General features: G+C 44.6%; 27 protein-coding genes. 18 read left to right on the plus strand and 9 right to left on the minus strand.

The window, feature by feature from the left end; all coding sequences use genetic code 11:
* The 3 genes from AACR09_RS15995 to AACR09_RS16005 all read left to right on the plus strand — a co-directional run.
* The coding region (locus AACR09_RS15995) for an AzlD domain-containing protein (RefSeq protein WP_228010724.1) at nucleotides 1-177 on the plus strand (177 nt) is incomplete at its 5' end.
* Between the two features lie 319 nt (nucleotides 178-496).
* On the plus strand, nucleotides 497-988 hold the full coding sequence (locus AACR09_RS16000) for a DUF2059 domain-containing protein (protein WP_017065236.1): 492 nt from the start codon (nucleotides 497-499) through the stop codon (nucleotides 986-988).
* A 192-nt stretch (nucleotides 989-1,180) separates the two neighbouring features.
* Nucleotides 1,181-1,954, plus strand: coding sequence for a ribonuclease H1 domain-containing protein (locus AACR09_RS16005; protein ID WP_193835392.1), 774 nt, complete (start codon nucleotides 1,181-1,183; stop codon nucleotides 1,952-1,954).
* Nucleotides 1,955-2,138: 184 nt separating this feature from the next.
* On the opposite strand, the gene AACR09_RS16010 is transcribed toward AACR09_RS16005, so the two are convergent.
* The gene (locus AACR09_RS16010) at nucleotides 2,139-3,287 is read right to left on the minus strand and encodes a glycosyltransferase family 4 protein (protein ID WP_193835393.1); all 1,149 of its coding nucleotides are present in this window, start codon (nucleotides 3,285-3,287) and stop codon (nucleotides 2,139-2,141) included.
* 294 nt (nucleotides 3,288-3,581) lie between these two features.
* Here AACR09_RS16010 and AACR09_RS16015 point away from each other — a divergent pair, with 294 nt between their 5' ends.
* The 5 genes from AACR09_RS16015 to AACR09_RS16035 all read left to right on the plus strand — a co-directional run bounded on the left by AACR09_RS16015 (nucleotide 3,582) and on the right by AACR09_RS16035 (nucleotide 7,660).
* Nucleotides 3,582-4,508: a glycosyltransferase family 2 protein gene (locus AACR09_RS16015; protein WP_193835394.1), complete on the plus strand. Its 927-nt coding sequence runs from the start codon at nucleotides 3,582-3,584 to the stop codon at nucleotides 4,506-4,508.
* Nucleotides 4,509-4,524: 16 nt separating this feature from the next.
* Nucleotides 4,525-5,961, plus strand: coding sequence for a lipopolysaccharide biosynthesis protein (locus AACR09_RS16020; RefSeq protein WP_193835395.1), 1,437 nt, complete (start codon nucleotides 4,525-4,527; stop codon nucleotides 5,959-5,961).
* Between the two features lie 137 nt (nucleotides 5,962-6,098).
* Nucleotides 6,099-6,431: a hypothetical protein gene (locus tag AACR09_RS16025; protein ID WP_048614726.1), complete on the plus strand. Its 333-nt coding sequence runs from the start codon at nucleotides 6,099-6,101 to the stop codon at nucleotides 6,429-6,431.
* Between the two features lie 130 nt (nucleotides 6,432-6,561).
* Nucleotides 6,562-7,176: a LysE family translocator gene (locus tag AACR09_RS16030; RefSeq protein ID WP_102456864.1), complete on the plus strand. Its 615-nt coding sequence runs from the start codon at nucleotides 6,562-6,564 to the stop codon at nucleotides 7,174-7,176.
* Between the two features lie 49 nt (nucleotides 7,177-7,225).
* Nucleotides 7,226-7,660 carry a GNAT family N-acetyltransferase gene (locus tag AACR09_RS16035; RefSeq protein WP_054541735.1) on the plus strand — a complete coding sequence of 145 codons (435 nt, stop codon included), beginning with the start codon at nucleotides 7,226-7,228 and terminating at the stop codon, nucleotides 7,658-7,660.
* Between the two features lie 43 nt (nucleotides 7,661-7,703).
* Here the strand turns inward: AACR09_RS16035 and AACR09_RS16040 are convergent, their stop codons facing one another.
* From AACR09_RS16040 to AACR09_RS16055, 4 genes are all read right to left on the minus strand, one after another.
* The gene (locus tag AACR09_RS16040; protein ID WP_102488137.1) at nucleotides 7,704-8,171 is read right to left on the minus strand and encodes a DUF3429 domain-containing protein; all 468 of its coding nucleotides are present in this window, start codon (nucleotides 8,169-8,171) and stop codon (nucleotides 7,704-7,706) included.
* Nucleotides 8,168-8,713 (minus strand): glutathione peroxidase, encoded by a 546-nt coding sequence (locus AACR09_RS16045; protein WP_193835396.1) that lies wholly within the window; start codon nucleotides 8,711-8,713, stop codon nucleotides 8,168-8,170. Before AACR09_RS16045 ends, AACR09_RS16040 begins: the two co-directional genes overlap by 4 nt.
* Nucleotides 8,714-8,810: 97 nt before the next feature.
* Nucleotides 8,811-10,133, minus strand: a complete 1,323-nt coding sequence (locus AACR09_RS16050) for an ABC1 kinase family protein (RefSeq protein WP_108214307.1) — start codon at nucleotides 10,131-10,133, stop codon at nucleotides 8,811-8,813.
* 236 nt (nucleotides 10,134-10,369) lie between these two features.
* Entirely contained in the window at nucleotides 10,370-10,756 is a 387-nt protein-coding gene (locus AACR09_RS16055; protein ID WP_193835397.1) for a thiol-disulfide oxidoreductase DCC family protein, read from the minus strand.
* Nucleotides 10,757-11,156: 400 nt separating this feature from the next.
* Between AACR09_RS16055 and AACR09_RS16060 the strand changes: the two genes are divergently transcribed.
* Nucleotides 11,157-12,947: a hypothetical protein gene (locus AACR09_RS16060; RefSeq protein WP_193835398.1), complete on the plus strand. Its 1,791-nt coding sequence runs from the start codon at nucleotides 11,157-11,159 to the stop codon at nucleotides 12,945-12,947.
* An 86-nt stretch (nucleotides 12,948-13,033) separates the two neighbouring features.
* Here the strand turns inward: AACR09_RS16060 and AACR09_RS16065 are convergent, their stop codons facing one another.
* On the minus strand, nucleotides 13,034-14,377 hold the full coding sequence (locus AACR09_RS16065; protein ID WP_193835399.1) for a sigma-54 interaction domain-containing protein: 1,344 nt from the start codon (nucleotides 14,375-14,377) through the stop codon (nucleotides 13,034-13,036).
* A 288-nt stretch (nucleotides 14,378-14,665) separates the two neighbouring features.
* Here AACR09_RS16065 and AACR09_RS16070 point away from each other — a divergent pair, with 288 nt between their 5' ends.
* From AACR09_RS16070 to soxR, 4 genes are all read left to right on the plus strand, one after another.
* Nucleotides 14,666-15,223, plus strand: coding sequence for a DUF1439 domain-containing protein (locus AACR09_RS16070; RefSeq protein WP_193835400.1), 558 nt, complete (start codon nucleotides 14,666-14,668; stop codon nucleotides 15,221-15,223).
* 226 nt (nucleotides 15,224-15,449) lie between these two features.
* Nucleotides 15,450-17,012 carry a glutamate synthase-related protein gene (locus AACR09_RS16075; protein ID WP_193835401.1) on the plus strand — a complete coding sequence of 521 codons (1,563 nt, stop codon included), beginning with the start codon at nucleotides 15,450-15,452 and terminating at the stop codon, nucleotides 17,010-17,012.
* 324 nt (nucleotides 17,013-17,336) lie between these two features.
* On the plus strand, nucleotides 17,337-17,858 hold the full coding sequence (locus AACR09_RS16080; RefSeq protein ID WP_193835402.1) for an NADPH-dependent FMN reductase: 522 nt from the start codon (nucleotides 17,337-17,339) through the stop codon (nucleotides 17,856-17,858).
* 165 nt (nucleotides 17,859-18,023) lie between these two features.
* Entirely contained in the window at nucleotides 18,024-18,464 is a 441-nt protein-coding gene (gene soxR / locus AACR09_RS16085; protein WP_004736387.1) for a redox-sensitive transcriptional activator SoxR, read from the plus strand.
* A 15-nt stretch (nucleotides 18,465-18,479) separates the two neighbouring features.
* Here soxR and AACR09_RS16090 read toward each other — a convergent pair whose 3' ends face one another.
* Together AACR09_RS16090 and AACR09_RS16095 are read right to left on the minus strand one after the other, a co-directional pair.
* Nucleotides 18,480-19,244, minus strand: coding sequence for a carbohydrate deacetylase (locus AACR09_RS16090; RefSeq protein WP_108121604.1), 765 nt, complete (start codon nucleotides 19,242-19,244; stop codon nucleotides 18,480-18,482).
* Between the two features lie 131 nt (nucleotides 19,245-19,375).
* Nucleotides 19,376-20,704: a 6-phospho-beta-glucosidase gene (locus tag AACR09_RS16095; RefSeq protein ID WP_193835403.1), complete on the minus strand. Its 1,329-nt coding sequence runs from the start codon at nucleotides 20,702-20,704 to the stop codon at nucleotides 19,376-19,378.
* Nucleotides 20,705-20,808: 104 nt separating this feature from the next.
* Between AACR09_RS16095 and AACR09_RS16100 the strand changes: the two genes are divergently transcribed.
* The 3 genes from AACR09_RS16100 (at nucleotide 20,809) to AACR09_RS16110 (ending at nucleotide 22,742) form a co-directional block, all read left to right on the plus strand.
* Complete coding sequence (locus AACR09_RS16100) at nucleotides 20,809-21,693, plus strand: LysR substrate-binding domain-containing protein (protein WP_193835404.1); 885 nt, start codon at nucleotides 20,809-20,811, stop codon at nucleotides 21,691-21,693.
* A gap of 76 nt (nucleotides 21,694-21,769) precedes the next feature.
* A complete protein-coding gene (locus AACR09_RS16105) occupies nucleotides 21,770-22,150 on the plus strand; it encodes a VOC family protein (RefSeq protein ID WP_004736381.1) in 381 nt (126 codons plus the stop codon).
* 172 nt (nucleotides 22,151-22,322) lie between these two features.
* Nucleotides 22,323-22,742: a globin gene (locus AACR09_RS16110; protein WP_029406066.1), complete on the plus strand. Its 420-nt coding sequence runs from the start codon at nucleotides 22,323-22,325 to the stop codon at nucleotides 22,740-22,742.
* A gap of 96 nt (nucleotides 22,743-22,838) precedes the next feature.
* Here AACR09_RS16110 and AACR09_RS16115 read toward each other — a convergent pair whose 3' ends face one another.
* Nucleotides 22,839-23,615, minus strand: coding sequence for a hypothetical protein (locus AACR09_RS16115; RefSeq protein ID WP_193835405.1), 777 nt, complete (start codon nucleotides 23,613-23,615; stop codon nucleotides 22,839-22,841).
* Nucleotides 23,616-23,754: 139 nt separating this feature from the next.
* On the opposite strand from AACR09_RS16115, the gene AACR09_RS16120 reads away from it, so the two are divergent.
* Both AACR09_RS16120 and AACR09_RS16125 read left to right on the plus strand, forming a co-directional pair.
* Complete coding sequence (locus AACR09_RS16120; RefSeq protein ID WP_193835406.1) at nucleotides 23,755-24,144, plus strand: DUF4345 domain-containing protein; 390 nt, start codon at nucleotides 23,755-23,757, stop codon at nucleotides 24,142-24,144.
* 9 nt (nucleotides 24,145-24,153) lie between these two features.
* The coding region (locus tag AACR09_RS16125; RefSeq protein WP_228010718.1) for a sulfatase-like hydrolase/transferase at nucleotides 24,154-25,048 on the plus strand (895 nt) is incomplete at its 3' end.

Consider the following 25,048-nt stretch of genomic DNA (forward strand, 5'->3'; position numbering starts at 1 on the left):
ATTGTATTTGCACCAGAGCAGACATTTTGGCCAAGCTTTGAAAACCCATACTTGATAGGCGCGCTGGTCACAGGTCTGTTGATTTGGAAAACAGGCAATGTGCTACTTACTATCGGCGTCAGCATGGCGGTGTTTTTGTTCTATAACCTCGTTGCGGTTGATTACCTTTTTAACTGATTCGTAGCTCAATTGATACGTCGTGTCACGCCATTAGTTATCCTCGTTTCAAGTGTATGACTCATTACTTGAAACGAGTGCTTTTAGGCTCTAGTTCTCTTGTGGTTCTTTATTCAAAAGCGCTCTGTTCCTCTCTTCGCCTTCCTCATATCTGTCCAATAAATTCCTCACATTCAAATGCAATTGATTTTATATTATTTTGTACTGTTTAATTCGTTTTACTTATGGATAAAAAGTGAGTAAATTTGCAAGTAATTCAATGTGTTGAGATGTTTGGAAAGATATTTCAGCTGTTTTACAAAGCTAAAGGGACCTCAAAATGTATAGATTTTTCGCAATTTTATTTCTACTCGTACCGCTGCAATTATCAGCGGCACAAGATGATAGGCAAGCTCTGATAAAAGAGCTTCTTCAGATTATGGATGTCGATTCCACATTGGACGCGGTATACGTTCAAATGGATAGCATGATGGCTAATATGTCTAAAGACCTAGGGGTTTCAGAGTCAGAACAAGCTATTTTTGATGATTACTATCAGGGCATGAACGACTTAATGAAAGAGGAGGTTAGCTGGCAAAAGCTAGAGCCAGGAATTGTAACGATTTACAGCAATCAATTCACTGAAGAAGAGCTCAGTGCAATGATCGATTTCTACAAAACAGAACATGGAAAAAGCATTCTGAAAAAAATGCCAACCGTGACAACAGAGTCAATGATCATGACTCAGTCGTTAATGCAACAAGTTCTCCCAAAAGTTCAAAAGTTAACGACCAAACTAAAACAAGACCTTGAAGCACATAGAGGTTCTTGATCAGAAGCCGTTAGGTTTGTGATTAGAAATAACGCTCTATACTTGGTCGATAACGTAGATATTCTTGAAACACACGCTGCATTTCATGCAATGATTTATGTGTTTCAAGCGTAATCAGGCATAATTACTACCCCATAGCTGAATCATTTTAGGTGTGGGTATTGTGTATTTAGGTTTTGGTAAGGAGTTAGTTTGGCTAAGAAATATTATGTGGTTTGGAAAGGTCGCACACCGGGTATTTTTACCACTTGGAACGAGTGTAAAGCGCAAGTCGATGGCTTTGCTGGTGCGAGATATAAATCGTTTCCAACACTAGGCGAGGCTGAGTCTGCTTTCGGTGGTAAAATGTCGTCTGCGTCAGGTTCTACAGCGACAAAGCCAAGCTCTGCGGGTAAGGCGACGAAAGTGAAGGTGCCGCCTCTTTCGGAGCAGCAAATCTCAGATATGCCTTTTGATATCAAGATCTTTACCGATGGTGCTTGTGAGCCAAACCCTGGTGAAGCAGGGACGGGGTTAGCGGTCTACCAAAACAACCAATTAACAGAATTGTGGTATGGCTTGTATCAGCCTGTTGGTACCAACAATACCGCCGAGTTACATGGGCTTAAGCAAGCGTTTATTCTCGCGAAAGAGAAGTTAAACGCGGGTCTGTCTGTTGCGATTTATTGTGACTCTAAGTACTCAATTGATTGTATTACTAAGTGGGCAACGGGCTGGGAGAAAAAGGGCTGGACTAAGTCGGGCGGCGAGATCAAAAACCTCGATATTATTAAGCCTGCGTATGCTCTCTACCAAGAACTGGCTTCAAAAATTACCATCTACCATGTGAACGGACACGTTGGTATTGAAGGTAACGAATTGGCCGATAGAATGTCGATTGTGGCTATTTCATCGAAAGAGCAACAACTCGCTCAATATCGTGATATCGAAGATCTTGAGTCTATTTTGGCGCTGCGAGCAGGCTAGCTCGGCTTCTTAATGGAAAGTTACTGAAAGCCTAAGGCGCCACCAATGGGTAGTGCTAAGACGAGCGTTACATTTCAAATCAATGTAGCGCTCTTTTGTTTTTGTGGTGCTCCGTTTTCTTATGGTGCTTAGTTTTTAATGGTGCTGAGTTGTTCTTGTGATGCTCAGCTGCTTGAGTTAATCCTTATTGAGCTGGGTTCTCTATCCAACGAGATAATTGCTGAGCTTGTTTGATCGAATTAAAACTGTCTTTCACTCTCTCACGTGCCTTTAACCCCATCGATGCTTTATCGTTACTGCTTAGCTGCGCGAAACGCTCAATCGCTTCTCTTAATTCTTCCACGTTCTTTTCGCTAACCACAAAACCTGTCTCTGGTGAGACGATCTCTTTGCATCCCATGATGTTGGTGGTAATGACGGGTGTGCCCACGGCCATCGCTTCTTTTAAAACCAGTGGCCCTGTATCCACACACCCAGTTTCGGAAAAACAGAAGGGCGCGATTAGGCTGTCATAATTCGATAGTTTTTCTTTGACCCACTCGTGAGGTTTAGCGCCAAGAAATGTCACGTTTCGAGTGAGCCCTTGCTCTTTGACCTGCAATTTTAACTGTTGCTCTAAATCGCCAGTACCGATGATATCGAGATGAATATCGAGAGGTTCGGCAATCGGCGCTAATGCATCAATAAGATGGTGGATGCCTTTTTGCTCCACTAATCGGCCAAGAAAAACGAGACGAAGTTGCTTAGCTTCGGTTTTTGGGTGTAGTTGAAATTGTTTGGTATTTACCCCACAGTGCAGGAGTTTAATGTTTCCCTTAGCCATGGTGTTGAAATCCGTGAGCATGTCTTTGCACACTGCGACCACAAAATCACTCGACGAAATCTTCTGTTCAATATCATAAGCGAACTCGTAAACATCATGACCGTGAGCCACGAACGAGCTGGTTATGTTCAGAAGCTTTGCCGCGACGATGGCGTGAGCCGTAGTGTGCTGACAGAAATGCGCATGAACGTGTTCGACGTCGTTCTCGGCGAGTTGCAGCGCCAGTTTGAATCCATAAGCGAACAGTGATTTTTTGGGCATACTGGTTTGCTTGGAAACAAAGGATACCGCCCGGAGAAAGCCAAACCAATTGATGCTGGCTATCTTACCCGCCCGAACATCCTTACCAATTTTTATGATGTCATAGTCAAATGACTTTTCACTCTCTTCTATCTCAAATGCCATCACGCAAACATTGTGTCCACAAGCTTTCACCGAGTCGACTTCTGTTTGGATGAAGGTCTCGCTGAGTACAGGATAAGTTGGTGCTATAAATGCTACTTTCTTCATTTTTTGCTCCTTTGACTAATGCTATTAAAGTCAAATAAGCAAAATACGAACCAAGATAAAATCGTAGCTTTGGAGGGCTTTCGATGGTTTTCCGAAGGTTATCCCCCCAGAAGTCGCTCATTTTCTCAAATTGATAATCAAATTGGAGTTTTGACGCTCATGTCTGATCACCCTGTTCGTCATTTTGAGAGTGTCTGCGTAGGCGACTGATCTAAAAGTGATTTCATAGCAATACACTCTCGGCATAGAACCTGCAACGTCAGCCATATAACGTATAATTCTGGGGGCGTCATTATGGCTAAAGTAAGTGTTGTTATCCCGACCTACAATTGTTTGGATTACCTGCCTAAGGCAATTGGCAGCGTACTGAAGCAGACACATCAAGACGTGGAGTTGATTATTATTGACGACAACAGCAACGATGGAACGTCGACTTATCTCGCGTCAATCCATGATGAACGCATCATTAAATTATCCACTTTGGGTGTGGGTGCGCCTCAAGCGAGAAACCTAGGGATTGAAAAGGCGACCGGTGAATACATTGCTTTTTTAGACGCGGACGACTTTTGGTTTCCAGAAAAAATCGAACGACAACTCGAGTTCCATCAGCGCTACCCAGATCTTGCGATGAGCTTTACTAACTACGAGCACCTCACTGAAGACTACCAAGTGATAGTCGACTGTTTTAGTTACTGGTCGCAGTTTCAAGACCAAGACGAGTTGTTCATTAATATTGAGAGCCCGCTAGAGTTCATCATTGAAAACAATGTGATTGGAACATCGACGGTCATGGTGAAAGCGGATGTGTTTTCTCAAACAGACAGTTTCAATGCTGACATTAAGTATGGGGAAGATTGGGAACTGTGGCTTCGAATGAGTGAAAGCCATCAGATCGGTGTGTTTAACTCCGTGCAGGTTGGTTACTTGATGAGAGCGAGTTCCGTTACCCAAACTGAAAGTCATAAATTGAGAAATTTGCAGTCTATCGAAACCATTCTTCAACGTTACCAAGATGACAGTCTGAGATGGAACTTACGGACGTCCAGTTTCAAAATTGCAAATGCAAGAATACTAGAAGGTTACGCCGACTATTACAGAGGCTTACAACAGAACCGACGGGCCATGTCTTATAGCATCCGCTCGTTAGCGTTGGCTCCTCAAAAAAGAACCTTACGACATCTTCTTGGGGACTGTAAAAGTTTCCTAATGCCTGTATTGTAAGGAATAGGTGACTTCTATGGGTTCATTAAAACAGTCGGCCTATTACGCCATCGGCATCGTGATGATGAAAGGGATCTCGCTCGTGATGATCCCCTATATCACCCATAAGATGACGTTGGCTGAATACGGTTCTTTAGAAGCCATCGTCTTGTTGGCTGACATCGGGACGATCTTATTTAGCTTTGGGATTGTTGAGGCAATGTACCGGTATGTGGGCGTCGCTGAGGGTGAAGAAAAGAGAAAGCTTGTCTCGAACTGTTTCACGTTGAGTGTCTTGGTCTGTGTGCTAGGAGGGGCTTTAATTGCTCTTGGTATGCCGTTGTTGTTGCTGATGCTTCCCGTCGAGTTCCAACCTTATCAAATCCTACTTTTGCTAATACCGACCATGTTAGATGGTGCGATTTCTATCCCGTTAACACTGATGCGAATGAATGCGTTAGCTAAACGCTTTTGCATGCTCAATGTGTTGAAGGCGAGTGTGCAAGCTGCTATGACGTTTGCATTGCTTGAAGCAGGTTATGGCATTGATGGTGTACTAATATCTGCCGCTGTTTCGAGTGTGTTGTTGATGCTGTGTTTACTGCGTTATCAATGGCAGGAGATGGGCTCATTTGGCAGCCTCAAGTACTCCGCTAAGATCCTAAAGTTTGGATTGCCCACGTTAGTCGGTGGTGCTTCTATTTACATGATTACAGGCCTAGACCGTTGGGTGATGGCAAGCTTTGTTGGTGTTGAAGAACTTGCAATCTATGCGGTCAGTGGCAAGTTTGCGTTGCTGCTTGGCTTGTTACTGCAGCCTTATGCTCTGTGGTGGTTTCCAAACCGGGTGGCCATGTTGCAACAACCTAATGGCAAGAAAGAGTGTGCGGACAGAGCGCTGGTCGGTGTTAATCTGGCCATTGTATTGGGTTGTTTGATGATCCTTACTGTACCTGGTTTTATTACTTTGATTTTGCCAAGCAGTTATCAATATGCAGGCACGATTGTCGTGGCACTCTTGGCGATTGGTGTGATTAAGAACGCTGGGGATTACTTTAACCTTGGCTGTTTCAGCGGTCACTCAAGCCAATCGCAAATGTGGATACAGGGTGGTTGTGCGATCTTAGCAACCATTGGCTATCTTGTTGTGACACCGATTTATGGCGTGTGGGCCGTGGTGGTGGTGCTTTGTGGAACTTATGCCGTGAGGCTGTCACTGCTCTATATCGTGAGCCAAAAAATGGAATATTTACCTTATGATCACCGTAAATGGATGGCAGCGTTGAGTATCGCCATACTTGCGATTACCAGTGACAGGCTTCTTGGTTGGGTGTTGATTGATGTTCATGACTTTGTTTTAGGCAGTTTTGTGGCAATAGTGACGTTAGTCGTCTTTGTTCGATACTCTGTTATTCCTGTTCCGCAGGCGCTGCTCGATAAGTTTACGCTAGGTAAGCAGTCACATGTAAGTTGAACTCACTTCATCTAGAGTGCGGGGTATCCTGATAAGCGTTTAGAAATATATGAATTATTGATAATAAAACACTGTTCATAATTATTTTAATTAGATAGTATTTATAAATATAACGAAAGCTAACGATGGAAAGATATATGAATAAGTGGATGCTGCTCCTTTCTCTGTTTTCAGCTGCCTCATACAGCGCCTCTAATTTTTCAAGCGAGGGTATGAGTGCTCCCGACTTCAATTCACCAGATTTCAAGCCGCCAGAAGTTTCTCAGCAGGAACAACACAATATCGTTTGTGAAAGCGTGGTCTGCAAATCAACGTCTGCACGCCCGTCGGTTCCTGTTGTTGGTGAAGTGCCCGATAGAGAGCTTAATCAAACCATCGAAACCCTTGCGAGTGCTATCTATATTGTCGGTGAAATTGGCGTCGCGGAAAATTTGTCTACGCCAGAATATGAGAAATTTTTTGAGAACTAATTAGCACGGTGCGCCAGAGAATGGTTACTGCTTTCAAATGTTGCTACCAAAGATATTAAATGCTGTTATAAAAGGTAAAGTCTCGTTCAACGATTCAATCACCGCGGCATCTGGCAATTAGGAAGCACCAATGGAAATCTGGAAGTTACTGCTGTTCATCCCCGCTTGTTTTGCGCTCAACATGACACCGGGCCCAAACAATTTGTTATCAATGAACAACGCCCGTTGTTATGGGTTTCAGGCCGCCTTTGTAGCGGGCCTGGGACGAATCCTCGCTTTTTCTGGCATGATTGCTTTGGCTGCATCTGGCTTAGCGGTTGTGCTTTACACCTCTGAAACGTTGTTTTTCCTGATCAAGCTATTTGGTGCGATGTACCTGTTATGGATCGCGTTCAACCTATGGCGCTCACAAGCCAGCCCGGTCGCGGATATCGAGCGAAATAAGAACTGGTTTGGTCTGGTTAAACAAGAGTTTGCACTCGCGGCGGGCAATCCAAAAGCGATACTCATTTTTACTGCATTCCTTCCTCAATTCGTTGATGTCACCGCTAATGTAAACACGCAATTCTTCATCCTCGGAAGCACATTCTTAGTGTTAGAAATGCTCGCGATTTCTATCTATGCCGCCTTTGGCTTATATCTACGAAATTGGTTTTCAAAACCTCAAATGGCCAAGCGCTTCAATAAAGCATGTTCTGTGTTTCTTGCCTTATCTGGTGCGAATTTGTTAGTGAGCCGTCAGTAGGGTTCGTTTGACTTGTTTAGTTTATGGTTAATCTATTTAAGGTCGATGTATGAATGTTGTTTGTGCGGAAAAACAAGAACTGGCTGATATCTACCAGCTTGAACATGCTTTGTTTGGCGATCACGCTTATCCGCTTTTTTTCTTTCGTCAGGCATTTGATTGCTGGGGGAAGGGCTTGTTGGTGGCGAAACAGGATTCGCAGGTTGCGGGCTATGTGTTAATGACGCCAACCGATAAACAACAAGAGTATTGGGTGTTGTCACTGGCTGTTGATACTGCTTACCGAGGCATGGGGATTGGCCGTTCATTGATGCAGCAGGCGATAGAAACATTGCCACAAGATTCCAAACTGTTGCTTACTGTTGATCCAAATAACAACTCGGCTTGTGAGCTGTACTTGTCGATGGGGTTCGTGACCATCAAGGAAGAGAGCAATTATTTCGGTGACGATGAGCCTCGTCTGGTCATGCAACTCATCGTCTAGTTCAAGTTTCACTGTGTCTGTTTAGATGCCAGTATACGCTGGCTTAAGTCAGCATTACGATACCGTGCATTAACACCACGCTAGAGGTCAGTCGGGTTCGCATATCAAAATAGCCGTCGGGGCCTTCACTTTGGTTCTCTTCTCTCATTGACCTCTCCGCTCGCCAAACCGCAATGTAGCCTAACATCAGAATCAGAGTGGTGAGGAACTCTTGCTGCTCACCGAGTAGCACCGCTAGCCACGCTGCTAACACAATAACATTGCTTAGAATCAGAGCCTTGTTGCTGGATTGGCTTTCGAAGTTCTCTATCCCATTGCCCCACAAGATGCCCGACAAAAAGCTCAAGATAACCACGCTGTAGGTGATGAAGAGTGTTTCGCCGCTCAAGCTAAAGAATTGGCTGTCGGTGAGTGATAACAGTAGGCCGAATAAAAAGGGGATTAAACCCATATAACCGAGCTTGGCCATGGTGTTGCGTGTTTGAGTTGTCTCCATGTAATCTGACCTCATAACTGCTGCTCTATTGCATTTTTGAGGGTGCTACTGGTTGGCGATGTAGAACTCGGGAAGGTTGCTATCACTTTGCCTTCTTTGCTGACCAAGAACTTGTAGAAATTCCATTTCGGTTTGATACCGGCTTGTTGTTGGATTTCGGAAAAGACTGGATTTGCGTTTGGCCCAGAGAGTGAAGCGCGCGCCATCATCGGAAAGGTGACGCCATAATCTAGGTAGCAGATTTTAGCGGATTGCTTCTCACTTCCTCTGTCTTGGCGAAAATCATTGCTTGGGAAACCAACAACCGTGAACCCTTCATCTTTATACGTTTGGTGAAGCTGCTCAAGTTGTTCGAACTGAGGCGTGAAACCGCATTGGCTTGCCGTATTCACGATTAATAAAGTCTTGCCTTGAAATTCTTCACACAGCTCAATTTCTTCGTTTGAATTTAACAGCCTTTGTTTGCCGTTGAGTATATCAGGGCAGCTTGCTGAAAAAGCGAATGAACTTGTTAGGCTCGCGATTAGGGCGGTGGAGCACAGCAGTGAAGGTTTCATAGGTTTGGCTCATTTTAGTTGGCGTAACTGTTAGTACTCTTGCGCAGCACGAAATGATCACTCTGCTAATCATTAACCGTCACTATTTAAGAACGAATCAAGTGTCATCGCTGATGAGATATGGAGCGACCAAACGACTTATGTTCACCCTAGCTCCAAGGCGAGCGGCTAACAGATACATGCCACCGATTTTACGATGGAGGAATAGAGCGTCTGCGGGTGGCGTGTGCCAATACTCTTGTTCCATGCTCAAGATGGTGCCAGCTTCACGAAGCTTTTGAGCGAGTCCGCTGGCTTTAAAATCGTAGTCTTCATCAACCAACATGGGTTCACACGCCATAGTCACTAAGTTAAGGATGGCTTGGCGCTGCTCGGGGAGAATCGTCTCGCTAAAGAATCCAATCTGTTCTAATGCCTTGTTGAGTCCTTGCTCATCGTGTTTAATCACAGAGGTAAAAGCCAAACGATAGCCATCACTGAAGCGGTCGCTGTATTCTCGGGTTGCCCCAAAATCTAACAGCCCAATCTGGCGCGTGTTTTCAACGTAAAGGTAGTTGGCGAAGTTAGGGTCGGTCTGCACCATCTTAAAATCGAACAATTCCCTGAACATGAGTTCGAGCAAGCTGCGCATGACAAAATCACGAGTACCTTGATCGTAACCTTCGATTTGCTCTATCGAGACACCTTCAATGAAGTCCATCGTGAGCACTGATTCTGAAGACATTTGAGGGTGAATCTTAGGCACGACGAAGTGAGCGTGTTCTTTCAGTGCATTATGGTAACGTGTCGCGTAGTCAGCCTCGCGAGCATAGTCCGCTTCATCATGGAGCTGTTTCTTTGCTTCTTCTAGTAAGCCTTTATAATCGACGGACTTGGGTATCAACCCAACGATGTTCAGCAATGTGCCTACGTTGTCCACATCACTGTCGATGCTTTTTCGAATACCTGGATATTGGACTTTGATGGCAAGTTTGTCTCCCGCATCACTGTAAGCTTGGTGAACTTGTCCTATGGACGCACTAGCGATAGGTTTAAAGTTGAAGGAAAGAAATTCGGCTTTCCAGTTGATGCCGAGTGAGCTTTCTAGCACTTGGTTTAGCTGCTTTGTTGGTAGTGGGTCGGCGTCTGAGCGTAGACGAGAAAGAATGTCGGCGAGCTCAGGTTCGAGGACATCGCCAGCGTCCATTGATAACATTTGGCCTAACTTCATCGCTGCACCGCGCAGGTGTGCCAGTTGGTCAGTCAGGCGAGCAATGTTCTGCGGCGTCAGCATTAAGTCTTTTGCTTTAGGCCTGTTACCTTGTGCGAGTTGCTTGGTGCCTTCCGTTATCACATTACCCGCGACCCTTGTCGCCAGCGAGGCAAACTTACTGAATCTCGAAATTCGATGTGTAGGAAGGTTTCTCTCTTTTGCCGACATAAAGGTTCTCTCTGGGAATCAAGGTTGACTACAAAGTTCTATCAATCATTACACAACCTAATGTTTCGTTGTGATAACTTGTCTCGTGGAACAGTAAACAAAATTAGTAAGGACAAAACATGAAGTTTATTTGGTTGAAAGTGGCCGTCACGGTATTGGTATTCGCAGCGCTGTTTGGTATTGTTTACTACAAAGTCGCCAGTGGTATATCTTAATTCCAATGCAATTTAGTACAGCTATTTAGTACAGCTGTTTCCGTTGCAGCGTGACTGTCCAGTTAACCAGAAAGAGACTTTGTACCGGTTCTTGGCAAACCGAAGATAACACCAGTCGGCCACTGGCTTGAATATCGCCCAACGTAAAGGGGCGTATAGCCAACCTTTTCCTACTAAGCGCCACGCTTGGTAGGTCACGTCTAAACCTAGCAGCAGTTTTCCATTCTCATCAAGTGCATGCAAAATGGTGTTGGCTGCGTCGGCATCAATCTGAAGGTAGTCTGAGAAGGCTTCACTGTAGATATCGATGGTTTGAATCTTATTCTCGGGATCATGCTTGGCAAGTGCCGCCATCTCTTTTGCGCACAACGGGCATGTCCCATCGTAAAATATCGTAAGTTGTGTCATCGTCTGTTCGCCTATCATTTCACGACCTTAACCTTCAGTTACCCTATAAGTCGGCACCCGTCAATTCAATCGCTTGTTATTCAATAATCTAGCAATGGCTACGTGATTGTACCTTTTAAAGATCACTCTCCTCGTATCAAAGCTAAAAAAATGTCTGACGTAGACACTTTGTTCATCTTTTCAAGCCCTTGATTGTTTGGTCAAATCTCTGGTTTATGGACAAATGATAACAAAGCGTCCAATAAAGGTTTGCCTTCTATATATAAACATCAATCAATTCAACAAGTTGAACTTGGCTTGGAATATGCTCTATCGAACCTACTAATTGCTAATGGATTTTCTCCAATTTGGGCAGGCAGAAAACCCTAAAAGCATAAGTATGGATAAATGGAGAGAGAACATGAAGGTTATAAATTATTTACTTAGTGTGCTTTTGTTGTTTAGTAGCCCCCAGTTGGTGTGGGCTACTGTTGATGTGATGGAACTCGATGGTAACGCGACCAGTGATAATATTGGTATTGATTGGGACGATGTAAATGATCCCAACAGCATGGTTGGGATTGCAGAATTTTTCGAAAAAGACCGTAACGGTATCGACCAAATCTTTTGGAAGGGTGGATCAAAAGATGATTCCGACATTACAGATTGGGCGTTCCGTACCGCGTCACCACAACCAAAAGATGACTTTACCAATGCGTATGCCGCTGCCTTTGAAAGCGAAGGTGACTTGCTGATTTACTTTGGTGCAGACCGATATGCGAACAATGGTGATATGTACATTGGCTTCTGGTTCTTACAAGACCAAGTAGGATTGCCGGATGGGAAAACTAAGGGCGACTTTGTTGGACAGCATATCAATGGAGACATCCTTGTGCTGATTTCATTCCCACAAGCAAGTGGCGGTAATCCGTATATAGAAGTGTTGCAGTGGGATTTAAATAATGGTGATGTCACCGACAACATGACGAGAATTTTCCAAACGGACGGTGACCCTAAATCGAATGACTTCGTTGGTGCAAGATGTGGCAGTGGTGCAGTCGGCGTCGAGAAGATCTGTGCGATTTCAAATGATGATTCTATTGGGGCAATTGCTCTACCCAATGTACAAGGTTGGGACTATCTCGCGAAAACGGGTGAAACAACCTCTATTCCGACAGAAAGCTTTGTGGAAGGTCGATTAAACTTGTCAGCTCTGTTGAATGATGAGTTTGGTATTGAGGATATTCCTTGTTTCAGTAGCTTCTTAGTGGAGTCACGAGCTTCTCGTTCGATTGATGCATCTTTGGCTGACTTCGTTGTCGGTTCATTCAGTTTATGTAGCATCAATATAGCGGCGACTTGTAACACAACCAGTTTTACGGTTGATGGCATGTTTAATATCGATTATACCGTGACGGTTACCAATACTGGCCCTGGTTCGTTAGGCACCAATGGTGACTACGAAGTGGACTTTTTATCTGAGTCACCAATCTTAGGTGCGCTTCCAGTGGTTGGTAACGGCGATGAAGTGTGGAGTGTCGGTGAGTCATTCGCAATCATGGGGAATTATCTGTCTGTAAATAACGGTGCCGTCGGCGTGATAGATGGTTCAGTGGATCTTGATGGGCTTATCGTGAATGCTCAAGCGCCAGTGGCCTACAATTGTCCACCAATAGACTTGAGCCCGATGGTTGAAATTTCTAAGGTGTGTAATAGCTTCTTAGAGGTTGATGGCGGTCAAGTTGTGCTTAAGAAAACCTATGATGTTGAAATATGTAATACCGGTGATATCCCATTGGCCATTGAATCGCTGGTGGATTCTAAGGATGACTCTTTGAGCCGTTCTGATTTACCTACTGAAGTAGTCAACAGCAGTTATTACCTCGACTTTGCTTTACCTTGTGATGATCTTGAGGATGTGACCACATGTGGTGCTGGCAATATGTGTAGTGCATTAAGTGCCGACCCTGAGCTGTTTGCTTGTAAAACGGGTGAAGGAGAGTGGATACCGAACTTTGGTGATGCGATTGGTCAAGTGTGTACACAAGTAAGTAAAACTTATGCACCAAATGTGTTACCAACCGGAACTGCAGGGATGCTATCTAATCAAGTGACAGCAACGTTTGACTCGCTGTTCTTACAACAAGCATTTATGGAAACATCGAACATTGCAACCTGTGATGTTTGTCCATTTACTGTACCTGAGCCATAAGTACTTTCATTAATTGAGTACGACTAAACTCTAAAGCAGCCTAGTTCGTTAGGCTGCTTTATTAGTTATTTAGCTAGTTAGGCGACTTAAATTACTATCTGATGTTTTTTGATTAGCTTATATAAGGTTGTCCGAGAGATAGATAACGCTTTAGCGGATTGGGAAATATTGTAGTGGTGTTGCTGAATCACTCGACGAACATTTTTTGACGAAAGTCGAGTATCATTTTCTGCGTCGGGCGACGCGTCTTTCAATTGAATCCCCATATGACGAGTAGAGAGGACGCTTGAATTAGAAAGAACAATCGCTCTTTTTATGCAGTTGAATAACTCTCTGACATTGCCTGGCCAATGGTACTGTTTCATTTGCTCAAGGGTGTCACTAGGCAGTTTGGTTTTGGATGCGTAATTGTGCTTCAGTTCAAATCGAACCAAATCTTCAATGTCTTCTTTGTGATCATTGAGTGGTACTAGGTCTAATGGAAGTACATTGATGCGATGAAAGAGATCCTTTCGAAATTTACCCGCAGCAACGGTTTGTTCGATATTGACGTTGGTGGCGAAAATTACACGGCAATCTACGGGCAATTGGTTATTACTACCGAGTCGTTCTATCGAACTATTTTCAAGAAAGTGGAGCAGGTAAGTTTGCAGCGACAGTTCAAGGTCGCCGATCTCATCCAAAAATAGTGTGCCACCATTCGCTCTTTCCACGTGTCCGACGTAGCGTTTGTTTGCACCCGTGAACGAGCCTTTTTCAAAGCCAAATAACTCTGAGTGAATCAGGGATTGTGGAATTGCGCCACAATTTACAGCGATGAAAGGTTTTTGACTGCGGGCTGAGGCCTCATGTATTAAACGCGCACATAGGCTTTTTCCTGTTCCGGTTTCCCCTTGAATCAGCACTGGAAAATCGTTGTTAGCGATCTTGGCTATCTTCTTTTTAAGTTGTTGGATGGTTCTGGATTGCCCCACCAATTGACATTCATGGCACGAGACAGGCTTAGGTTTAGTTTGCTTGGTGTCTACCATGCCATACGCATGTCCTAAATTTCGACAAAGCCATTCTGTATCAATAGGGAGGTGGTAATAATCCCAAAAGGTTTGCTTAATGAGCGATAAGTTGCGGCTTGGTGGTTGGTTGCAGATAGCGATTGCTTTTAAACTTGGAGAGTGAACCTTTAACGCTGATATTTGCTCACATTGTTTGTCGATTGAGGATGATGTTAGACAAGAAACCACAATTGGTGCGTAGCTTTCGCTGCGTGTATCGAGTAAGTGAATGGCCTGTTCGGTCGTTTCTGCAACTTGAGCTTCCCAGTTATGGAGACGCAGTTCTCCAACCCACTGACTATGGTGCAGGCATGCGGTGTTGCATAACAAAATCACAGAACGAGTTATTGGCTCAGGTGATACTCTTTTTGATGGCATTGTGCTCACTCTTCATGTTTCGATAACCATGATGAAACCTTCAGTAAGCCCCCTAAATATCCCATAAGCTTAGAAGCAAAATTCAATTAATTCGAGTACACAAACCTAAGAACGTTGAGCAAGTAAGTGGCAGTGCTTCAAGCGAGAAAGCCAATCTGGTGCTTTACTTACTGATATTTATGCTTATTAATTAAAGGTATTCACGAATATCGTGTTTTTACTGTTTTGTTTATTGATGATCACACAGTAAACTCCGCGCTAATCACTAACGATAAAGAGCTGATATTGATGATAATTAACGTAGCAAAAAAGTTCATTTTGGCAGCGTCTGCGCTGGTGCTAGGTGGTTGTGTGAGCTATAGCGTGACTGAACAAGAAATGACGAACTACCTTCAAGATTCGGTGATGTTAGAGCAAGAAGTGGGTGTACAAAACGTTATGTATGCGCAAGTCGCTGTCGATGACTTAGCGGTGCAAATTGGCCGAGTTGATGCCGAGCGCGTTTCTGTTCTGGCGAATACCAATGCACAAGTTCAGGTGTTTAACGTGCCGAATATGAGGTTGGATCTTGATATCGAGTTCAGTGCGATTCCTGAATACGACAAAGAGAGTGGCGAGATTTATTTGAAATCACTGCGTTTAGAGCGCTTTGAAGAAAAAGATAAACAACTGTCGCCTGAGGTCGCCAAACTACTTAAGCCTGCCGTTTCTATGATTGGCTTTGCTTTGTCCCAGTCACCGGTTTACAAACTGGAGAGCAACAAGGTTCAAGAGTCATTGATCAAGTCATCGGAACCTAATCTAGTGATTAAAGACAACAAGCTGGTCATCGAGTTATTCGATTAACCTTTCACGTTTAGCTTAGACTCAGATTTAAAACACAATGGCTGCCGATTTGGTGGCCATTTTTGTTTGTGTTGAATCAGCAAGATTTCTGTTTTTAGGCTGTCTATCCAGCTTGTTTTCTCTGGCTCATTTATTGAATTAGCCGCGTATCTCACCTTTACTTTACTCTTGTGAGCAAGTCATCGCTTCAGTCATCAAATCATAAGAAAGAAAAGGTGAGCGAACTATGAAGAATCCAGTAATAGCGGATAACAAACCCGTTAAGGTCGAGCTAACAGAAGGGGAGGAGTATTACTTCTGTACCTGTGGGAAATCGAAAAACCAACCGTTTTGTGATGGTTCTCATGCAGGAACGGGCTTCAAACCGAAGAGTTTCGTGGCCGAGGAAACCGGCGACGCTTACCTGTGCCGCTGTAAGTATTCGAACAATCTCCCTTTCTGTGATGGCACCCATAAACAGTTTACGGCTGAGCAAGTGGGCCAAGAAGGCCCCGATGTTCACATCCAAGCGGCAACGCCCGATCTCTCACCTGCGGCTTCTGCAACCAAAGAAGAGCCCACGGTCGAATTCATTCATCAATTAGCACGAGATGGCTTATCCAAAGTGGGTCACCATGGGCCAATGACTTCAATGGGTGTTCCAAGATACCTATTACCTCACTGGGATGATATTCAAGTGATGGTTGCTCAAATGGCGACCAAACCTCTGTTGGAACATGTGCCAGTCGGTACTGAGCTTATTATTGGGCCAAAAGCGAAAAAGCCGCTTAAATTGAACATCTCTTTATTTGTGTCTGATATGAGTTTTGGTTCGTTATCTGAAGAAGCGAAAATTTCTTTAGCGACAGGCGCGGAGCTGGCGGGAACGGGAATTTGCTCGGGTGAGGGCGGCATGTTGCCCGAAGAGCAAGCGGCGAACTCACGTTACTTTTATGAATTAGCCAGCGCACAATTTGGCTACGATGAATCTAAGCTCAAAAATGTCCAAGCCTTCCATTTTAAGGGTGGGCAGGGTGCTAAAACCGGAACAGGTGGTCACCTACCTGGGGCGAAGAACATTGGCAAGATAGCTGAGGTGCGCGGTATTGAAGCAGGTACAGCCGCGATTTCTCCACCCACCTTTGTTGATCTAAAAACCGTCGAGGATTTCAAAAAGTTCGCCGACCGGGTTCGAGAGGTGACAGGCGGGATCCCAATTGGCTTCAAGTTGAGTGCCAATCATATTGAAGAGGATATTCAGTTCGCATTGGATGCCAGTGCCGATTACATCATCTTGGATGGTCGAGGCGGTGGTACTGGGGCGGCGCCAGAAATGTTCCGTGACCATATTAGTGTGCCGACCATTCCAGCGCTTGCCCGTGCCAGAGCCTATCTAGACAAGCAAGGCGTAAGTGACAGAGTCACCTTAATCATTACTGGTGGGCTTCGTGTTCCAATGGACTTCGTAAAAGCGATGGCGCTTGGTGCAGATGGTGTCGCTATCTCGAACAGTGCCATGCAGTCGATAGGTTGTGTTGCTGCCCGTATGTGTAACACCAATAATTGCCCGGCGGGCATCGCGACTCAAAAAGCCGATTTACGCCAACGGTTAAATGTCGAGAAGGCATCGAACCAATTGAAGAACTTCTTCGAAGCCTCGACTGAATTGATGCAAGTAATGGCGAGAGCGTGTGGTCACGACCATTTGAATCAGTTTAATCCTCACGATTTGGCAACATGGAATCGCGAAATGGCCGAGCTATCGGGTGTTGCCTATTCGGGTGTCAGTCCATTAAATCAATCTAAGTAAATAACACCTCAATAAAGCACACCCACTGCATTTTGGGTGTGCTTCTTTTTGTCTATGCAATACAAGTTCATGTTTTTTCTGCGGTAATTCACTGTTTTACCTTTATTTTTAAACTATTTCCTATTCTTTGAAAATATCGCTTTACCTCAAGTTAACTTGAGGTTTTATCATCATCCCCAATCTAAAACACAATCTATCACCTTGTCGCCTAGTGCAGGTTTTGATGTTATCAAACAGACGTTACGAATCTTCAGTTATGAACTTTGAGCTCCGTAATTGAAGTCATGAGTGCAAAAAGGTGAGAAAAATGAACAAGGATCAACAATGAAAGTATTAGCAATTGGCGCAACCAACAGTAAAGCATCGATTAACCAACAATTGGCAGCGTACACCGCAAGCTTAGCCGCGGGCGCGCAAGTAGAGGTGCTCGATCTTAATGATTTCGAGATGCCTATTTACAGTGAAGACAGAGAAAAAGAGTCTGGCGTTCATCAACACGCGCAGCGCTTTTTTAGCAAGATTGGCGAAGCTGATGCTGTGGTCATCTCTTTTGCAGAGTACAACGGCTCATACACCGCAGCCTTTAAGAATGTGTTTGATTGGACATCACGAATCGACATGAAAGTGTACCAAGGCAAACCTGTTGTTATGCTCTCTACATCATCAGGCTCAGGCGGCGCAAGCTCTGTGTTGTCGTCTGCGGTACATTCTGCACCTTACTTTGATGCTGATGTGAAGGGCTCGATGTCGGTGCCAAGTTTCTACGACAACTTTAATGTAGAAACGGGTGAGATCATCAACGCCGAAATCGCCGAGAGCCTGAAATCTATCATGAGTCAGATTTAGAGAGCGAGAACACGACAATAAAACAAAGCAGCCATTTGCGTGGTTTCTTTTCATTGCGCCCGTTGTCAAAGTTTAAGGACATTAACTGGTTAAGGTAACAATAGGTCGCTATTCTAAAGTTAAAGTAAGCTTTAAATATTTTATGATCTCAAGGATAGTGTAACAATGAGAAACATCGTATACCTCACCATAGGCCAGTTGGCTGAGCGCAGTGGCGTGGCTCCTTCGGCCTTACGCTTTTACGAAACCAAGGGGTTGATTGCTTCGATTCGTACTAACGGAAATCAGCGTCGATATCAGTCGGCGATGTTGAGACGAATTGCTTTGATACAAGTCGCGCAGTCGATAGGCTTCACGCTAGAAGAGATCACCGAAGAATTATCGACACTGCCGATGAACCATACCGCAACTAAGCGAGATTGGGAGCGCGTTGCTAAGAAGTGGCAGGGGCAACTCGACAGTAAAATGGCGCAGATTAAATCGCTACAAGAGAACTTAACCGGCTGTATCGGTTGCGGGTGTTTGAGTATGCAGAAATGCCACTTGTTGAACCCTGAAGATATTCTGCATGACCAAGGACAGGGCGCACAACGGATCGTTGAGTAGCCCTGAATTAAAAAACTATCTGAGATCGTTGAATCCAATGCACTCAACCTGATGGTCTGCCAACCACTGTTTTAGCGCAGGGCTAGTGAGAAGCTGATGTTCATCGACGCGTTTATCACTGTAGCTTGATAGGGACTTAAGCTGTTCACTTGCCACTGATGAAGGGTGGCACATTAACTCAAGCACACCGTCAGGCATCATAGCTTGGTAGCTCAGCAATAAATCTTGGAGGCCATTCAGTGATACGCCTTCGTCAAAGAAACGCATGTCGAAAGCATCTGGCGTTGGCACTCGCAGTGCATCTTGGCCACTTAAGATGTTATCGATTCGTCTAACTGGCAGACCAATGCGATTCACTGTGCGGGTAAACGCTGCTTTTAGAGATTTAAATACACCACCAAAGTGATGGCTGTCGATATGGTTAATCTTTAAACCGGCATCGACAGCGGCTTGATATTGCGCGTTGAGTTCGAGCATCACCTCATCTTCATTCACGTCTGATTTATCGAACAGGGTGACGTTGCTAAAGAAGTGGCCGTGTTCGTCGACTAAGCTCGGAACTAACTCTGGTGACGTCAGTGGTTTGCCTGCGGTGACCGTAAAGTGCAAGCCAACTTCAGGGACTAAACCTTGATGATAGAGCTCAATCGCGTGCTGTGTACCCGGTTGATTCATCATGATGGTGGTCGACTTAACCAAACCCGCCTTGAAGCAGTCAACGATGCCATGGTTCACGCTTTCAGTGAGGCCGAAATCATCGGCGTTGAGTATCAATTTCATCATGACCTCTTATTAAAAAATTTGGATTCAATATCTTGAATGAACTCTGCTGTCACTGAGCTCATTAGCTTGTTATCACCGAGCTTATTAACTGTTATCACCGAACTTATTAGCTGCTAACAAAGGCCACATTAAGTGAGTCGATGAGCGAACGCAGGCATGAAGTCTAAGTTCTCGCGAATGGTTTCTTGCAAAGCTTCTTCGATGTGCGAGCCACTATCGACGATAGGGTTTAAGATCAGGGCACGTTTTGCTGTTGCGATGTCACCCGTCATCGCCGCTTTAACGGTCAAGGCTTCAAACTCTTTCATCTGCTGAATCAAGCGCAGCGTGTCGCTATCAAAAGGTTCAACGTTCAGTGGCAGGATTGCACTGCTGGTGATTACTGAACTTACTTCTACCGCACAGTCATCGGGTAATCCTTGAATCGCACCATTGTTGCGAGTGTTGACGTGCATGATAGAACGTTTGTTATTGTGAATACTGCTCATCAGCTCACAGGCCGCTTCAGAGTAGTAAGCACCGCCTCGTTCTTCTAACAATTTAGGCTTGGTATCGAGCATGGGATCTTTGTAGATTTCTAACAACTGCTGTTCAACCTTGGCAACTAAATCTGCGCGATTGGTGCTGTTTTCAGACGCAGCAAACTCTTTGTCTAAGATGTCTCTGGATTGGTAGTAGTAACGTAGGTAAGCACAAGGAACGATGTTCAGAGAACGAATCAATTCTGCGTCCCACTCAAAGGGAGGGATGTTCTTTGGCATCATTTGATCGTTACCACCAAGGAGTTGTTCGATGAGTTCTCCCAACTTGTCTTCACCTTTATGAAGCACCTTACGAGCCCACACTAGGTGATTTAATCCGGCAATTTGCATCGTGATATCTTTACGTTCTGCGTCGAGCATTTTCGCCGCGCCTAGCTCCATGTTGACGGGAACGTTACATAGACCAACGGTTTTAATGGTTGAGTGCTTAATCAGTGCTTCCGTTACCATGCCTGATGGGTTGGTGAAGTTGAGTAACCACGCATTCGGACACAGTTCTTCCATCTCTTTCGCTATATCGAGTGCAATCGGAATGGTTCGGCAAGCATTAGAGAAGCCACCCAAACCGTTGGTCTCTTGGCCGATCATGCGATACTTCAGAGCAATCCTCTCGTCACGTAATCTGGCTTCCATTCTTCCGGCGCGAAATTGTGAGCAGACAAAATTAGCGTCTTTCAGGGCTGATTTTCGATCTGTGGTGAGGTGAACATTAATCTCACAGCCTGCTTTGTTTATCATTCGCTTGGTGAGCGCCGCGATTATCTCTGCTTTTTCCATGCCTTGTTCGATATCGACCAACCACAGATCATAGATAGGTAATTCGTGATGGCGCTTGAGCAGTCCTTCAACGAGCTCTGGGGTGTAACTTGATCCACCACCAATCACGGTTACTTTGAGTTTTTGATTCTGTTGCATGCTGTTCACCATTTAATGTTGTAGATTACTTGGTTTAATTTATATGATGGTTACATACGCCGACAAACCAGTTACGACGACTTATGAATTAGTGGAGTTAATGCATGGGGCTGTTCGAAAATCGCCAACAAACGCTGTCACTGCTGCACACCTTCAGTGTTGCGGCTAAACATTTAAGCTTTACGCTTGCCGCCGATGAGCTCTTCTTAACGCAGGGAGGGGTCAGCCATCGCATTAAAAAACTCGAACAACAATTGAAGTTCAATCTGTTTGTGCGCAAGACAAGGAAGCTCGAGCTGACGCCAGAAGGTCAGCGCGTGTTATCCATGTTGAACGTCTCGTTTGAGTCTATCTTTTCCGAACTCATGGATATTCAAACGGGTGAGTTAAGTGGGGAACTGTACATCGCGACATCGCCTTATTTCGCTTCCTCGTGGTTAATGCCGCGCTTGCCAGAATTCAGACGCTTGTATCCGAATCTAAGCATCAAGCTGCAAACCAAACAGAGCCAGTCAGACTTCCAGTTTGAACCTTATGACGTGGCAATTTTCTATAGCGAAGGCCATTACCCAAACCATTACAGCGAGCGATTATTCAGTGGAGTAAGAACTCCTGTGTGTAGCCCTGAATACGCGAAACGCTTCAAACTAGACCAAGGCATTCAACACTTAGACGATGTTCGTTTCATTCACAGTGGCGATATTACTGCGTGGCAGCGTTGGTTGTCTGAAGCTCAAAGTGATACCAACTGCGCACTTCAGTGTGACTATTACAGCGATAACCGCTTGGCGATGGATGCGGCGATATTATCGATGGGACTGGCACTAGGGCGGCTAGAGTTTATGACACCGCAGATTGAACAAGGCTTGTTGGTCGCGCCTCTTATGAGCATTGAATCGGGCAAAGGGTATGATTTAGTGTGTCCGAAAGGCATGGAGCAACGAACTAAGTTTCAGGTGTTTGCTCAATGGGTTAAGCAACAGTTGTGACCGAATAGCGTGCCTAGACAAACACGAATTATAGGTCTAGTTTAGGTGGTTCTTTCAATAAAAGAAGAGGTTAGTTATGTTCAGCCATGTTTTTCTCGGTACCGAAGATATTGAACGCGCGAAGGCTTTTTATGACCCAATCATGAAGGTGCTTGGTTATAGCGAAGGCTCTGTTGATCCCAAAGGGCGCTGTGTTTACGTTAGTCAAACGGGTGTGTTGGGTTTAACGAAGCCGATTGATGGTCAGCCTGCGACTCACGGCAACGGCATGACGGTGGGTTTTCTTGCGTCTTCTCCTGAAGTTGTAGATGAGTGGCATCGGATTGGCGTCGAAAATGGTGGTACCAGCATTGAAAACGGCCCCGGAGCGAGAGGTTCTGACGAGCGTCGCTTGTACATGGCTTATTTGCGAGATCCTGATGGAAACAAGATCTGTGCAACTCACTTTATGCCATAGTTCGCTTTATGTCATAGTTTACGTTATGCCACAGTTCGCCTTATGTCATCGTTCAAAATATGCCACAGTGGCGTATAATTAGAGTGTGTTGATAGTTCGGAGTTAGTTTATCGCTGCTCTGAACTAACCTGTTATTTTAAAAACCTGCTGACTATTGCAAAGGACTTGCTAGATGAAACCGAACGAACTGTTTTATGAGAGCTTTGAGCGCTGCCGGATTGACCAAGAATTTTTGGAGAGCTTTCTGGCGGATTTTTGCGAGCATAATCCAAGGTTTTCAGAACGTTTTGAAAAGATAGGGTTAGAGCAGCAAACCAAGATGCTTAAAGCCTCGATCATTCTTATCTATAATTCTGCTGGTCTGCCGAGCGTGCGTAACTCAGTAAAGAAATTGGGTAAAAGGCATAAAGACTTAGGACTGGATATTTCCGAGATTGAGCTCAACGAGTGGTTCAATTCGTTACTCAATACGGTTAAAAAATACGATCCTCACTATGATGAAAGCGTTGAACAAGCTTGGACAGAAACTCTCGAAGCTGGCTTAACTATCATGAAGAAAGAATGTATTGTGCCACACCCTGTGAATCCATAGGTAAGTCACCAGCTGCTTTTCGTGAAAGGTAGACTTCGTTTGAAAGGTAAGCCATGAATCTGGCTTACCTAAATTTCTAATATCCTGACTCTGTAATTAAAAGTGAGCAGCCCAACCAATCAGGAACCCTTGCGAAGCGGTATCGTATTCAAAGGTACCTTTGTTTTCGTAATCAACCCAAGTGGATTTATACGCCAGATTTAAATCCGACCAGTCGTTAATTTGATAGCGAGCGCCGGTTAATATCGAGCTAGTAAAATCGGTGTCAGCACCAAGGCCGATATCTAAGCTGGTGTGCACTGTCCAATCTTTACTGAGTTCTTTGGTCCAGCGAATACCGACAAGGTAATCGATCCAATCTTCATCCACTTTTAGTCGTTCTATTTCAGTCGTAGATCCGCTTGGTCCATAGATTCTCGTATCGATGTCATTGTCCCACCAACGTATACCAACCATATAATCAATTGCGCCGATGTCATATTGATAACGTTTAAAGCCCTTTGCTTCCAAGACACCTTGTCTGATATCGGTACTACCTCTGAGGTTATCATTTACACCTTGAACTAAGCCTGCTGAGCCACTCAACTCCATGAAACTGTAGTCTACATAGTAACCCCATTGATTGTTGTAAATGCCTTCTAAACGCAACATCGCACCCATATCGATATTATCCATAATGAATTCAGGGTCTACGTCTACATCGGTTGGAGGTAATCCGCCAATTGTACTACTACCGCGAATATTCAGCGCCAGTGCGTAAATTTCAATGCTATGTTGCCACTTTTTTGTATCCGCTTGTGTGCTTGCTTCCTGAGCATTTACGGTTGAACTGGCAGCCAATGCTGATGCGAGTAGGTAATGCCATTTAGCCATATTGATATCCTTATCTTCGATGTGAAATAGCACGAATGTAAATGTGTGTTTTAACTATCCATTTTCCACATATGCAACTTGTATATTGCTGATTGTAGACTATGTTTTTTGAAAAGAGCCAAATTAAAAGAGTAAGGATATGAAGCCACAAAGTGTTTTTTTGTTCGTCGCTGTTTTGGGTTTAACACCGATTGCGTTGTCGTACGGTTATGCCCCCGTTGTCTCCCTTGATTATCTTTTCGGAATTGATGCTAGCCCTATCAATGTCACTCATATCTTTCGTGCTGTGATGGGGTTGTACTTAGCGTTGGCTCTGTTTTGGATAGCAGGGGCGTTACTAAAGAAATACCGACTGCCAGCACTCTACAGTTTGGTGGTCTTCATGTTGGGTTTGGCTGCCGGCCGAGTCATTAGCTTGTTGATAGATGGCATGCCTCACTGGCTACTTGTCGTCTATCTACTATTGGAGCTTGGCTTTGGTTTGGTAGGAATAAAAATGATTCATAAAGAGCAATCTGAAACAGTATAAGGACATTCTATGAAAAGGATTTTTCACCTTGTTACTCTGAGTGTGTTGAGTAGCTTTTCGCTATCAGCATGGTCAGCCCAAGAGCAACCGAATATTTTTGTTATCTTCACGGATGATATTGGGATCTCAAACCTGAGTGCTTATCACAATGGTGTGATGAGCAGCGAAACACCGAACATCGATAGTATTGCTGAAAAGGGCATGCTACTGACTGATTATTACGCACAACCCTCTTGTACGGCGGGGCGTTCCGCATTCTTAACTGGGCAACTTCCTGTTCGAACAGGCATGCACTCAGTTGGGTTACCGGGTGGCCCAGTTGGTTTAAGTGCCGACACGCCAACGCTTCCTGAGGTTCTTAAAACCATGGGTTATGTCACGGGGCAGTTTGGTAAAAACCACCTTGGTGATAGAGATGAATTCCTACCGACAATGCACGGTTTTGATGAGTATTGGGGTTGGTTGTATCACTTGAATGCAATGGAATACACAGAAGATCCAGATTGGCCAAAAGATGGATCTTTGGATGCGTTTGCACCTCGTAATGTTATTTACGCAAGATCAGACGGTAAAGGTGGTCAAACGATCGAAGATGATGGTGCATTGTCGATTGAGCGTATGCGTACACTCGACGATGAAGTTAATAAACACGCGATCAACTTCATCGAAAGGGCGGTTGAAGCGGATAAGCCATTCTTCACTTGGTACTGTCCATCACGTGGTCACGTTTGGACGCACCTGTCACCTGAATACGAAGCCATGCTTGGCCAAAACGGTTGGGGACTTCAAGAAGTGGTCATGAAAGATCTTGATGACCATGTTGGTGAGATGATGGCGAAAATGGAAGAGCTCGGTATTGCCGATAACACCATCATCATTTTCACTGCGGATAATGGTCCTGAGA

Source organism: Vibrio sp. OPT20, assembly GCF_963889365.1.
Lineage (GTDB): Bacteria > Pseudomonadota > Gammaproteobacteria > Enterobacterales > Vibrionaceae > Vibrio > Vibrio splendidus.